Consider the following 13,000-nt stretch of genomic DNA (forward strand, 5'->3'; position numbering starts at 1 on the left):
CACTATATCCTCCTCAAAATGTTTTAATTCAGTAAGCGTTTACAAAACATATGTTAGCATTTTTAAAACTAAATGTATATACTTTTAATCAAATTTTTTTATTTTTTTTCGAAATATGATTGGATGGTTGATTCTGCAGGCTTCCCGTATACTGCATAATCTTGGTTTGCATCTGATTGGCGAATGGGGTATAGCTTAGCCTTCCAATCCCATAGTCCAAATCCTCCTATCCATTCATATTTATCGGTTTGGCGAAACATCTCGTCATACCATTCTTTTTGTTCAAAAAGATCCACTGATCCTTCTAATTCCCAGTTATTTGGTAACCATTTTGAGCCTGTACGACTGGCGCATCCTGCCTCGCAGAAAAAGAATGGTTTTTGTTCTTTTTCTACTACTTTTTCAATTCGTTTTAGTTCTTGTTCCCATTTATCAATAGGGTAATACCCCGACGAGGAAAGAACATCGACTGCATCCCACCATGTTAAGTTATCTTCTTGATATTTGTCGCAATTGTAGGTAATCAATCCAGTATAGGCATTCCTTACGTTTGAAATAACCTCACGCCATTCTTTTTCTCGGCGATCACTATTTACCAGCTCACATCCTACTACAAAGAGTTCACAAGCAGTTTCTTCGGCAATTTTTGCATAGTGAGTAATGAATTCTGTATATGCACTAAACCATTCTGACCATTTTGGTTCGCAAGGTACATCATGATCAAAAAAGTTAATATGCGCGCGCCACATACCGTCTGCTATATTTACCATTGGTTTTAAAATAACTTTCAATCCTATTTCTTGTGCAAATACAATCATTTTTCGAACTTCTTGATCACTTAATACAGTCTCTGATTGCCAATCAATTTGGGTTGCATGTATGGTTGCTTGATCTACGACAACTGTAAGAATTACGTGCGTTGCCGCACAACGTTCTTGCAATAACCGCAACGATTCAAACGCTTCTTGTGACTCCCATTCTCCACGTTGGCTCATATAACCAAACGTTACTCCCTTAATAAATTCCATAATTTCCTCCTTTTATGTATTGACTTTTTAAAACAAAAGTATATATTTATTTGTGTATACGTTACCATTATTATTAATCAATCTATTTAATTTGTAAAGAATAAACGAGTTAACCGTTCTAAAATAAAATTTTTAGTACCTAAAGGAGACTTTTATGAATGAAGAGAAGCGACGTTTTTACAAACAAATGTGGGCATTTGCACTACCCATTACGATTCAATTAATGATTACCTCTGGTTTAAACATTATAGACTCCGTTATGGTTGGAAGTTTAGGTGTTGAAGCAATTGCTGCAGTGGGTATCTCAAACAAATTCACTCAGTTTTTAGCCGTCATATTGCAGGGTTTTGCTAGCGGAGCAACCATCTTCTCTTCACAATATTGGGGACAAAGAAATGTTTCAGGAGTTAAACAAATTTTAATTTTAGTATCAAAAATTGCAACGATTTTTTCATTCATTTTTGCACTTGTAACGTTATTATTCACCCCCTTCATTCTTGGAATTTTTTCTGACGATGCCATTGTTATTGTTGAAGCGGTGCCTTTCTTGCGTATCATCAGTCTTAGCTACGTATTTACTGCTTTATCTATGATTTTTAGTGTGACCCTTAAGACAATTGGAGAGGTCAAACGTCCTACTTTTTATAGTGTTATCACATTGTTAACAAACACTTTATTCAACTGGCTCTTGATTTTTGGTCCTTTTGGATTACCTGCTTTCGGAATTCGTGGAGCAGCGGTTGCTACATTACTAGCTCGTATCGTACAAACACTTTTATTGTTCTCTTTATTTGTTAAAAAAGGCATCCTAAGATCTGAAGTTGATTCAACCGAACCCGCATTACAAATCACTGGTCCTTACTGGAAAGTAACCTTTCCCTCTATCATCAATCATCTAACTTGGACCATGGGTGAGTTGGTCTTCTTTTGGCTCTACACTCGGACCGGAACAGATCAGACCGCGGCTATTTCTTTGATTGATCCACTTGTATTCTTATTTATTTGTGTCTTTACTGGTTTGAGCGATGCTTCGAGCGTGATGATTGGAAACCAACTAGGTGGGAAAATGTACAAAAAAGCTCTCTTTTATGCCAAACAATTCATCCGAATGACTACTATTCTTTCGGTTGTTGTCAGTGGAGTCATTTTTTTATTTTCACCTATGATTCTGCAATTTTACAATATCACTAGTCATGTAGAAGAACTCGTAAATCAAGTATTGCTGGCTTATATTGTTCTGTTGCCTTTTAAAAACTTAAACTATGTCAACAATGTTGGAATTTTGCGCGTTGGTGGAGATACGACTTTCGTCATGTGGTTAGATACTCTATCCGTTTGGTTATGGGGAATCCCAATGGCTTTCCTTGCAGTATACCTTGGATGGCCGCTTTGGAGCATTTTTTTCGTGGCTAATTCGCATGAAATCATTCGCGCCATTATTGGTGTACGACGCACCTTACGCGAAGGGTGGTTAAAAACGCTCATTGCTTGATAGAAAAATCATTTGATACAAGGAGGAAAATAATGAGCACAAAAGAAATGTTGAGAAATCAACTTTCAGAAAAAGTATTGCCTTTCTGGTTATCTCAGCAAGATAATACGAATGGAGGATTTTACGGCAAATTATCCATTGATTTAGAGTCCGACCCACTTGCTCCTAAAGGTGGGGTCATGATGGCTCGATTCTTATGGACTTTTTCCTATTCTTATAACACATTACAAAAACAAAAGTACAAAAGAGCTGCAGATTATGCTTACCGTTTTATAACAGAATCCTTATGGGATAATAAATATGGCGGCATTTATTGGCTTGTTGATGCCGAGGGTAAGCCTCTTAATCCGATCAAACATGTCTATGCCCAATCCTTTGCGATTTACGGTCTGAGCGAGTATGCGAAAATTGATCCAGCTTCTGATGCACTAGAATATGCGAAAAAACTATATCATCTTATTGAAGAGAATGCTTACAATCCAAGCACTCTTGGCTATGAAGAAGAATTTGATCAAAAATGGAAGCAAAAAGCGCTATCACAAGTTGCTTCTCAAAATCCTGAAGTGAGGTATACAACAAATACGCATTTGCATTTACTGGAAGCTTATACAAACCTTTACACAGTATGGCCCAATGAAACGTTATTAGAAAAGATTCAGCACTTATTGCGTTTATTCACCACTTATATCTTTCATCCTACTGGTTACTGCCAGCAAGAATTTGACCAAAACTGGACTTCAATAACTCCTGGCGTTTCCTATGGGCATGATATTGAAACTTCTTGGTTATTGGATGAAACGTTAAGCTGTTGTAAAGTAGATGAAGACTTAGATAAAAAGGTACGCAGTATGACAACTGAACTTGCTGCATATTGCTACGAAAATGGTTTAGATGAAAATGGCTGGATGATCAATCATGTCGATAGTTCGCATGTCGATAAAACAAAAGTTTGGTGGGTAGAAGCTGAAGCCGTTATTGGTTTTTACCATGCCTTTCAGCAATCTGGAAATAACATCTACCGAAATACTGCATTAAATTTAATTCAATTGATCCAGAAAAAATTTGTAGATACTCGTCCTGGAAGTGAATGGTATTCTCGGTTGGACGAAAACAATCAACTATTGTCGGTTCTTCGTAAAAATGGAACAACAGAAGAAAATATATCCGATTCATGGAAAGGACCTTATCATACGGTTCGCTTTTATTTAGAAATGATTAAACGTCTGGAGGAAAAATAGAATGCAAATAAAAGATTTGGAAAGCTATTCTGGTAGCGGCATCAAACCAGTTGATTTTGATGCTTTTTGGGAAGAAGGGTTACATGAAATGGAGTCTCTTCCACTTGATTATATACTAGACCCGGTAGATATCCCTTCGCAAGTTGCTAAATTTTATCATCTGACATTTAAAGGCGTTGGTGGAGCTACCGTTCATTGTCAACTTATTACGCCAAAAGAAACGACGGGTAGAAACTTTAAAGGCTTATTGCAATTCCATGGCTACCATACAGATTCAGGCGATTTCCAAGATAAAATTGGATGGGCAGCTGAAGGGTTTGTTGTCTTAGCAATGGATGCTCGTGGTCAAGGTGGACTTTCTGAAGATCGAACGCAGACAAGCGGTGGAGTCATGAAGGGGCTTATTATTCGCGGCATGGAAGAAGGAAAAAACAATCTTTATTTTAGACAAGTTTTCTTAGATACCGCTCATGCGGCTCGAATTTTAAAATCAATGGATTTTGTAAACGAAAAACGTATCTATGCTCAAGGAGCTTCCCAAGGTGGCGGTCTGACCATTGCTTGTGCAGGCCTTGTTCCTGATCTTTACCGTATCTATGTTTCTTATCCTTTCCTTTCTGATTACCGAAAAGCGTATTCTCTGGGGGCTCAAACATCTGCTTTTGAAGAAATACCGTATTGGTTCCAATTCCGTGATCCTCTTCATAAACGCGAAAAAGAAATTTTTGACACTTTAGAATACATTGATATTCAACATTTTGCTCCACGCATAAATGCTGAAGTCTGTTGGGTCGTAGGAATGCAAGATACAATCGTACCACCCGTCACTCAAATGGCGACGTATAATAACATTCACACTAAAAAAAACTTAGTTGTTTTACCAGAATATGGTCATGAATACTTGCCTAAAGTCAGCGATGACATGCGCAGTTATTTTATCGATTAAATAGACGAATAAAAGCACTACAAGTATCTGTCAAAATAGATACTTGTAGTGCTTTTTCCTTACATCCTACTCTTTTAATCGCTTTAGCTTATTTAGAGTCATTGTCAGACTAGAAGAGTTACAAAACAACTTGATTTCCACCATTTTTTTGAGCCGCAACTAGCTTTTGAGCGGATCTTTGAATCAGTTCACTGATTGTTTCATCTGGATAATAAGCAGAAACTCCCGCACTAATACTTACGTGTTTAGGTATATCAAAAATAGTTTCTAGAACCGTTTGTTTGATTGATTCAGCCACTATACCAGCTTCTTCTTCAGCTGTATTTTCTAGTATGATTAAAAACACTGAGTCTCTATATCTTCCTGCAACGTATCTCTCCTTGATAGAAGCTTTAATCACTTCTCCCGTTGCCTTCAATACTCCTTCACTCAACATTATCCCGAAATGCTCTTCTATTTTAGCATAATTGTCTACGTTTAAAACAATCACTGACATCGGTTGTTTTTGCTCTTTAGCTCGATTTGCCTGTTTTACCAATTCTACTATGATAGCAGATCGTGTATAAAGGGAAGTGAGTGTATCTCTCTTCATTTGAGTTGTTAGACTTTTATTTTTCACGACTAATTGTTCTCTTTCAAATTCCTCTTGTGTAACATCAAATACAATCCCAGTAAGAAAAAGAGGTCTGCCATTTTCATCTCTTTCCGTTACTTTTCCTCGGTCTCGATAAACTTTCCAAGAACCATCTTTAGCTTGAATACGATACTTTACTTCCCAAACAGGTATTTCTCCTTTTAAATGGTTGGTCATCAATTGCATAACTTCATTTTTGTCATCTGGATGAACTTTATCTGTAAAAAATTCATACGATACTTTTTCAGGTAAGTCTTTTTTCATATACCCTATTGCTTCTGCTTTTAAAGGATTAAATGTCACTTCATTTGTAGTGAAATCCCAGAACCACTGTCCTAAATTTCCTGTCCACCCAAATTCCAAACGTTCTGACTTTTGAAAAGTCAGCAATAACTCTTTATTCAATCGATCTAATGATTGCACCTTTAAAATTAATTCTTCTTTTGTTAATTCTTCGTATTCTTTATACTCTTGCAAGATATCCCTCCATTTATACTCTTTTTGAGTTTAAATATATGTCTATTTAAGTGTACTTTATTTATAAGCGCGGTTCAATGTTTATAAAAGTAGGCAAAAACTAGACACCTCACTCCAATAACAACCACTTTTTTATACTTCCAACAGTTTATTCAATCGAAAAACAACACTATATAACATTTATTGTTATATAGTGTTGTTTTAATTATGTTAAATGTTATAATTAGTTACAAATGCACCATGTTTATTCTTATGATGGAGGTTACGTGATTGAATCAAACAAAAAGACAAGAACTCATTAGTGATTTATTAAAAGTTAATGGTGAAGTCAGCTCAAAAGAACTCGCTGATGAATTAAGTGTTTCTATGATGACCATTAATCGAGATTTAAAAGAATTAGCCATCCAAAAAGAGATTCAACTCGTCCATGGTGGCGCAGTCTACCGAGGTGATGATTCCTTTGAAAACCCTATATCTATCAAGGAAGAAGTTAGTGTCCAGGAAAAGAAAAGGATTGCTAACTTTTGTAGAACTTTAGTTAAACCAGGAAGTTCTGTTTTTATTGAAACCGGTACAACCACACTAGCTGTTGCCAGAGAAATTTTCAACATAGAGCATTGTCAATTCTATACCAATTCATTATTAGTTATGAATGCTCTGTCAAAATTTGAAGGCATTCAATTGCATTGTGTCCCAGGAAAATATCGAGACCTTTCGAAAGGTTTCTTAGGACTAGAAACGGCTGAGTTTGTTCAGCAATTTAATTTCGACGTTGCTTTTATTGGAGCTGAAGGTATTAATCTTGAATCAGGCGTTTCTTTGCCAAATGAAGAAGATGCTTTTACAAAAAAAGCGATCTTAAAGCAATCTAAAAAAACGATTCTGGTTGCTGATCATAAAAAATTTGATTTATCTTACTTATATAAAGTTGGGAATATCACTGACTTTGATATGATTGTCACTGATTTACCAAGTGAGGATAAACTCTTCCAGAAATTAAGCAACGTAACTACTATAAAATCTGTTAGAAATGAGGAAAAAAACAATGAAAATTAATTTAACGACTGTGGACTTACCTATTATTCACCGCAATCCAGTATCTGTTGTATTAACGGATGAGACAATGGCTGCTAGAAAAGAACGATTCTTAGAACAACTGCATGTCCACTCTATTGATACAGCTATCATTTACGCTGACCGCGAACACGGTGCTAACTTTGAATACTTCACAGGTTTCATCCCAAGATTTGAAGAAGCCTGTTTAGTGATTCACGCGTCTGGTGAAAGTCATTTATTATTAGGAAATGAAAACGTAAAAATGGCTGCACATTCTAGAATCAAAGCAAATCCAATTCATGTTCCTTTCTTTTCTCTTCCAAATCAACCTATGTCCGGTGAAAAAACACTAGACCACTACTTTAAAGAAAGTAATATTTCTCCTGATGCAAAAATTGGCATTATTGGCTGGAAACTCTTCACTTCAAGTCAGTACAATAATAAAGATTTATTCGATCTTCCATTCTATGTTATGGATAGTTTGCTAAACTATGTTTCCACTAGAGATCAATTACAAAACTTCACATTTTCTTTAACTTCTCCAACAGTTGGGTTACGAACAACCTATAACGCAAACGAGATTGCTCACTACGAATACGGCGCTTCCTTAGCAGGACTGGCAATGTTTAATGCCTTACAAGAAATTTCGGTTGGAAAAGACGAAAAAGAAATTGGGGCTTTACTAGCACAAGATGGACAGCCCAACTCAGTTACAACCATCAGTGCTACAGGACAACGTTTTACAAATGCCATCCTTTATCCTAGAAACAAAACCATTGCTTTAAAAGATAATTACTCTTTAACGGTGGGTTACAAAGGCGGGTTGAGCAGCAGAGCTGGGTTTGTCATCTCTTCTGAAAATCAATTGCCAGAGAATCAAAAAGATTATTTAGATCGCGTTGGGAAACCTTACTTCAAAGCCTATTCGACTTGGTTAGAAACTCTGTCTATCGGCATTTCTGGAGACGAATTTTATGCAAGAATCCAAGAAGTTTTCCCTTCTGAGATTTATGGCTGGACATTGAATCCTGGTCACTACACTTCAGATGAAGAATGGATGTCTTCTCCATTCTTCGAAGGCTCTAAAGCCGTCATTCAAAGCGGACAATTATTACAAATTGATATGATTCCAAGCGTTCCTGGCTATACTGGAGCAAGTTGTGAAGAACCAATAGCAATTGCTGATGAAACATTAAGAAATGACCTAAGCCAACATTATCCTGAAGTTTGGAAACGAATTGAAGAGAGAAGATATTACATTAAAGAGGTTATAGGCATTAACCTTTCAGCGGATATTCTTCCCTTAAGCGATACGGTAGCTTTTTATACGCCATTCTTATTAAATAAAACACTAGCTTATACAAAAGAAGACTAATATTCAAAGACATCTCCAATTGGCTATCTTAAAAGAAACATTTAACTAAACCGTCTTATTGATAAAAAAGGAAAACTCTCTTCACACTATTCCATAATTGATATGTCCATGATAGTAGATAAATATTCATTGTACTTTGACGCTGTTAATGAAAAAGGTCTTGGAATAGGTGGATTAAATTTTGATGGTTTTGCAGTCTATCATGATGAGAAAAAAGATAAAAAGAACCATCAATCCATTACACTAATTAAAACCCACAAAAAGGAATCAAAGCAACTGGAACCATTCTCAGTTGCTTTGATTCCTTTTCTATTATGCCTCTAGTCGCATCACTTTTTTAGTTAACGTTAAAACTACTAATACACCTATAAGAAAGAGGACACCAGAAATAGCTAAAACCACTTCAATTCCACCTACTGTAACTAAATTACTTAATATGCTGCAAAGAACTACTGCCGCAACAATAGCTAAAGGCAGTGAATTTCTCCACCAGCCTATTGCTAGAGCAATCAAACTAATACTAATCACTAAAACGATAGAAACAATTATGACTGGTAACTGATTGACAATCGTTGCAAATGATAACGTATCAGTTACTAAAGAAAAAATAGATTCTGATACAAAGAATAGACTATTGGTTAATAAGACTCCCATAAAAACGCCGAGTCCACAAAACAATTCACAAAAAAGTACCTTTGCCCAGAAGACTTTCTTTCTAGAAACGGGATAACTCAGCGTCAAAGGAATATAATTATCGTTATAAGATTCCATGATGACTTTTCCTAACATGGCTGTATTCATACATGCAAATCCAGTTACATTTATAATGAAAGAAATAACATATAAAAAGGCATAAGTTCCCATTTCTGGATCAGTAGCTAGAATAGTTGGATCAATTTGAGGCACATAGGCTAATAAATCAATTAAAGCTAAAGCGGCCAAAGGAATTAAGATGCTAGTAAGCAGATAAGGAGTTAATGCAATTTTTTTCATTTCCAATCCAATAAGTTTCATTTTAATACTCCCCTTCCATTTTACTGATTAAGAAATCTTCTAATCCATCTTGATGTGTTGCAACAAGATCCACCTTTGATTCATCTAAAACGAGTTCGCCATCAAAAATTACACCAATTCGTGTGGCAACGGATTCCACTTCTGTTAAGATATGGCTCGACATAATAATTGTTTTACCTAACAAAGAAAGCTCTTCAATTAGTTCACGAAATTGTTTGATACCTCTGGGATCAAGACCGTTTAATGGTTCATCTATAATGATTAATTCAGGATCATGAACGAGAGACCTTGCCAGAACAAGTCTTTGGCGCATACCTAATGAATATTCTTTTACCGGACGATCATTATCCACTGCCAACCCTACTACTTTAAGCCACTCAGGAATGCGCTTTTTAGAAGATTCCATATAATCACAGTGAATTTCTAAATTTTCCACGGCGCTTAAATGTTCATAAAAAACTGGCTCGTTAATATTCGACCCTATTTTGACTTTCACTTTTTCTAAATCTTTCTCTTCATTTAAAATTGTGATAGACCCATTTGACGCTTTCGATAGTCCTGTTAGAATTTTAAAGAGTGTTGACTTTCCAGCACCATTTCTTCCTAACAACACATAGATTTCACCTTTTTCAACAGTCAAACTAAAGTCTTTCAAAATTTCTTTTTTTCCGTAATTCTTTTCTAAATGATGAACAGCAACAATACTTGTCATATTTATCTTCCTTTCACTCTCCAGTATAGTTTCTTCAAAAGATAGATACCACCGGTATGTATCTTTGTAAAAAAATAACCTTCTTAATTGTTATTTTTTTTTAAAACAGCAAACAAGGTAAACGCATCTTGAACAATGTCATCAGTCAATAAAGGAACACCTAATCCGTTAAACATTTGTTGAATAAACAAAATTTTTCGGTGTAACTCCTCTTCTGATAAAAGGCTCAGTTGAAATCCAATCCACAAATTAATCGTTAGCATCAGTAGTTCCGTAATTTCTTCTGGATAGTCGGTTTGAATGGATCCATCCGAAACTCCTTCATCAACGATTTTTTTCATTTCTGGAACTAGTTCTTGGAAAACTTGTAAATACTGTTCTCCTAATATTCTAGGACTTCTTAAAGTAACAGCAACAGCATAGCCAATTGATTGCCTTCGATAAGATTGGAAAGAATCCCTTATAACATTTTGCAATTTCTCTAATCCGTTACTCCCTCTAAGTTGTTCGAGAATAGGTTGTTCATCCGCTTCATCCATTATCGTTTCTAAAATAGCAAATTTTGATTTAAAGTGGTGATAAATGACCCCTTTTGTCATATTTCCCAATCCATCAACGATATCTTGAATAGAAGTTCCGTCATAACCCTTTTCTAAAAACAACTTTTCTGCTACATCGAGTATTTTCTTCCTTGTTTCCTCAGGATATTTATTTCTTGCCACCTATAACTCACCTCACATACATACTGTCGGTATGTATGTTTCATACTACCTATCGTCAGTCTGTATGTCAAATCATTTTGCACATTTTTTACTGTTCCTTGTTCTTTAAACTATAAAAAGACTCACAACTGGAAAAAAAAATTGATTTAATCGAAATAACCTTGTAAAAACCCATCAAACGCTATAGTATGGAATTTAAGACACGAAACAGAAAGAGGCAACAACATTATGACTATTATCCAAGCAGAACCAGCTAATATTGAAGAATTAAAAACTAAAGCAAATACAAAAGACAATTGGAAAATCAGACTCGAAGCCGTTACTGAATTAGCAAACTATGACTGTCAAAAATCAAGATATATCTTGACTAAACTTGCATCAAATGACCGCGTTTTCGCAGTAAAAGAAGCTGCTTTCAACGCTGCACAAGCGATGGGTGTCACAAAAAAAGGCTTGCCGTTAGTGATGAAAAGAAAAGATATCGGGTACAGCAGCAAAGACTTTGCTAAAGTGTTTAATCGTGTGAAACGTGATACAAAAATGACAGAATTTGATTTGGCTGTCTTCAAAAACCAGTTCCAAATTGTCAGTCCTGAAATGTATGACGTTATGCAATATGAAGAGCAAGAAAATTTCGATCTATGGATCACCTCTTCTTTTGCAAACTTACGCTAAGCTTTATATGTAAACTAGAGTGTACAACTACTTTGTCTAGATGAAAGAGTAGTTATACACTTTTTTTGTCTAAAAAAGCATTTTAAATGACAGAATTAGTGTGATTATGGGAAGATATACTTAAATACAATTTGAAAAGAAGGGGGCCATTAATCATGAACAATAAAAAAGAGGACTATCATACATTAGCGGCTACCATTATTCAGTTAGTTGGTGGTAAAGAAAACATCACAAACGTCATCCATTGTGTGACGCGTCTTCGCTTTTATTTAAAAGATGATACCAAAGCAAATGAGGAGGAGTTAACTCATTTAAAAGGCGTCTTAGGTGTAGTAAACGCGGGTGGTCAATACCAAATAGTCGTCGGTCCAGCAGTCGAAGATATTCATAAGGAAATTGCTTCCCAACTCTCTCTTTCTGATAATCAGCCACAAGAGACAGAAAATACAACTTCCACTTCTGAAAATCGTACTTATTTTGAAAAACTAAAATATAGTGGAAATCAACTCATTGGAATTATTACCGGTTCAGTAATGCCTATCATCAATTTGCTTGCTGCTTCAGGAATTATAAAGAGTCTTTTAGCTGTATTGACTGCTTCAAATCTAGTATCTGCTACTGGTAATGCCTATTTAATTATTAGTGCAATGGCCGATGCTGTCTTTTACTTTCTACCTATTTTAATCGGTTTTAATGCTGCCAAACGATTAGGTGGAAATCCTCTTTTAACAGCTGTTATCGGTGGTATTATTATTCATCCCACTGTTATTGAAGCTGCTAATAGTGGCTTGAACATCTTATCTATTGGAACTTTTAATTTTCCTTATGTCTCATATACATACTCTATTTTTCCTATGATATTAGCTGCTTGGTTGGTAAACAAATTAGAAATTTGGCTAAAAAGCTGGGTTCCAACCATTATTCAAGCTCTTTTGGTACCTATTCTCATCATTGGAATCGTTGCTTCAATAACTTTCTTGATTACAGGACCTATCATTACCTGGCTCTCATTTGGTCTAGCAAATGGTTTACAAGCCCTACTAAGCCTAAACGCCCCTATTTTTGGAGCCGTGATTAATGGTTTTTACCAAATATTGGTTATTTTTGGCTTACATTGGGGAATTATTCCTATCTATGTCAATGACTTTGCAACTTTAGGGTACAGTTACTTGTCAGCCATGGTAAGTATGACTATCGTTGCACAAGGAGGAGCAGCACTAGCTGTAGCCGTAAAATCTAAAAAACTAGACTTAAAAGAGCTGGGTTATGCAGGTGCTGTTTCCGCTTTTTGTGGCATTACTGAGCCAGCAATTTATGGAATCAACTTACGTTTCCGCAGACCATTTATTTGCGCCAGTATTGCAAGTGCGGTTGGTGGTTTTCTGACAGGTTTATTCCAAGTCAATATGTGGAGCATTATTGGATCCATTATCGGATTGCCTTCTTTCATTGACCCTGCAAATGGAATCACAGCAAACTTTTGGTATGCCGTACTTGTTACTGCTATTACCTTGTTTTTAGCCTTTGCTCTTACTTATATTTGGGGTTACAACGATTCAATGGTTATGCAAGAAAAACGTGCTAAACCAAAAAATCCAGCAAAACAAACTATAGCTTAATTTAAAAAACTT

Annotated in this window: 13 protein-coding genes; 8 read left to right on the forward strand and 5 right to left on the reverse strand. The window is 35.7% G+C overall.

Annotated features, from left to right (window positions below):
• Positions 1-98 precede the first annotated feature (98 nt).
• A complete protein-coding gene (locus BP18_RS09885) occupies positions 99-1,028 on the reverse strand; it encodes a glycoside hydrolase family 113 (protein WP_029276170.1) in 930 nt (309 codons plus the stop codon).
• Between the two features lie 154 nt (positions 1,029-1,182).
• Here BP18_RS09885 and BP18_RS09890 point away from each other — a divergent pair, with 154 nt between their 5' ends.
• From BP18_RS09890 to BP18_RS09900, 3 genes are read left to right on the forward strand one after another with little or no spacing between them, the layout of a single operon-like run.
• Positions 1,183-2,520 (forward strand): MATE family efflux transporter, encoded by a 1,338-nt coding sequence (locus tag BP18_RS09890; RefSeq protein WP_007722025.1) that lies wholly within the window; start codon positions 1,183-1,185, stop codon positions 2,518-2,520.
• A gap of 32 nt (positions 2,521-2,552) precedes the next feature.
• The gene (locus BP18_RS09895; protein WP_007722026.1) at positions 2,553-3,758 is read left to right on the forward strand and encodes an AGE family epimerase/isomerase; all 1,206 of its coding nucleotides are present in this window, start codon (positions 2,553-2,555) and stop codon (positions 3,756-3,758) included.
• A 1-nt stretch (position 3,759) separates the two neighbouring features.
• A complete protein-coding gene (locus BP18_RS09900; RefSeq protein WP_007722028.1) occupies positions 3,760-4,704 on the forward strand; it encodes an acetylxylan esterase in 945 nt (314 codons plus the stop codon).
• 118 nt (positions 4,705-4,822) lie between these two features.
• On the opposite strand, the gene BP18_RS09905 is transcribed toward BP18_RS09900, so the two are convergent.
• Positions 4,823-5,815 carry a sensor domain-containing diguanylate cyclase gene (locus tag BP18_RS09905; RefSeq protein WP_007722030.1) on the reverse strand — a complete coding sequence of 331 codons (993 nt, stop codon included), beginning with the start codon at positions 5,813-5,815 and terminating at the stop codon, positions 4,823-4,825.
• A 270-nt stretch (positions 5,816-6,085) separates the two neighbouring features.
• On the opposite strand from BP18_RS09905, the gene BP18_RS09910 reads away from it, so the two are divergent.
• The 3 genes from BP18_RS09910 to BP18_RS09920 are packed head-to-tail and all read left to right on the forward strand — an operon-like array spanning position 6,086 to position 8,570.
• Positions 6,086-6,871 carry a DeoR/GlpR family DNA-binding transcription regulator gene (locus tag BP18_RS09910; protein WP_007722032.1) on the forward strand — a complete coding sequence of 262 codons (786 nt, stop codon included), beginning with the start codon at positions 6,086-6,088 and terminating at the stop codon, positions 6,869-6,871.
• Positions 6,861-8,246 (forward strand): M24 family metallopeptidase, encoded by a 1,386-nt coding sequence (locus BP18_RS09915; protein ID WP_007722034.1) that lies wholly within the window; start codon positions 6,861-6,863, stop codon positions 8,244-8,246. Before BP18_RS09910 ends, BP18_RS09915 begins: the two co-directional genes overlap by 11 nt.
• A 57-nt stretch (positions 8,247-8,303) precedes the next feature.
• Complete coding sequence (locus BP18_RS09920; protein WP_269319415.1) at positions 8,304-8,570, forward strand: linear amide C-N hydrolase; 267 nt, start codon at positions 8,304-8,306, stop codon at positions 8,568-8,570.
• Here the strand turns inward: BP18_RS09920 and BP18_RS09925 are convergent.
• From BP18_RS09925 to BP18_RS09935, 3 genes are all read right to left on the reverse strand, one after another.
• The gene (locus BP18_RS09925) at positions 8,559-9,260 is read right to left on the reverse strand and encodes a hypothetical protein (RefSeq protein WP_007722037.1); all 702 of its coding nucleotides are present in this window, start codon (positions 9,258-9,260) and stop codon (positions 8,559-8,561) included. The genes BP18_RS09920 and BP18_RS09925 overlap by 12 nt on opposite strands.
• A gap of 1 nt (position 9,261) precedes the next feature.
• The gene (locus BP18_RS09930; RefSeq protein WP_007722038.1) at positions 9,262-9,972 is read right to left on the reverse strand and encodes an ABC transporter ATP-binding protein; all 711 of its coding nucleotides are present in this window, start codon (positions 9,970-9,972) and stop codon (positions 9,262-9,264) included.
• Positions 9,973-10,055: 83 nt separating this feature from the next.
• Entirely contained in the window at positions 10,056-10,694 is a 639-nt protein-coding gene (locus BP18_RS09935) for a TetR/AcrR family transcriptional regulator (protein ID WP_007722039.1), read from the reverse strand.
• 228 nt (positions 10,695-10,922) lie between these two features.
• On the opposite strand from BP18_RS09935, the gene BP18_RS09940 reads away from it, so the two are divergent.
• Together BP18_RS09940 and BP18_RS09945 are read left to right on the forward strand one after the other, a co-directional pair.
• Positions 10,923-11,369: a HEAT repeat domain-containing protein gene (locus tag BP18_RS09940; RefSeq protein ID WP_007722040.1), complete on the forward strand. Its 447-nt coding sequence runs from the start codon at positions 10,923-10,925 to the stop codon at positions 11,367-11,369.
• A gap of 155 nt (positions 11,370-11,524) precedes the next feature.
• A complete protein-coding gene (locus tag BP18_RS09945; protein WP_007722041.1) occupies positions 11,525-12,988 on the forward strand; it encodes a PTS transporter subunit EIIC in 1,464 nt (487 codons plus the stop codon).
• Positions 12,989-13,000: the final 12 nt, after the last annotated feature.

This window comes from Carnobacterium jeotgali MS3 (genome assembly GCF_000745125.1).
Classification (GTDB): Bacteria; Bacillota; Bacilli; order Lactobacillales; family Carnobacteriaceae; genus Carnobacterium_B; species Carnobacterium_B jeotgali.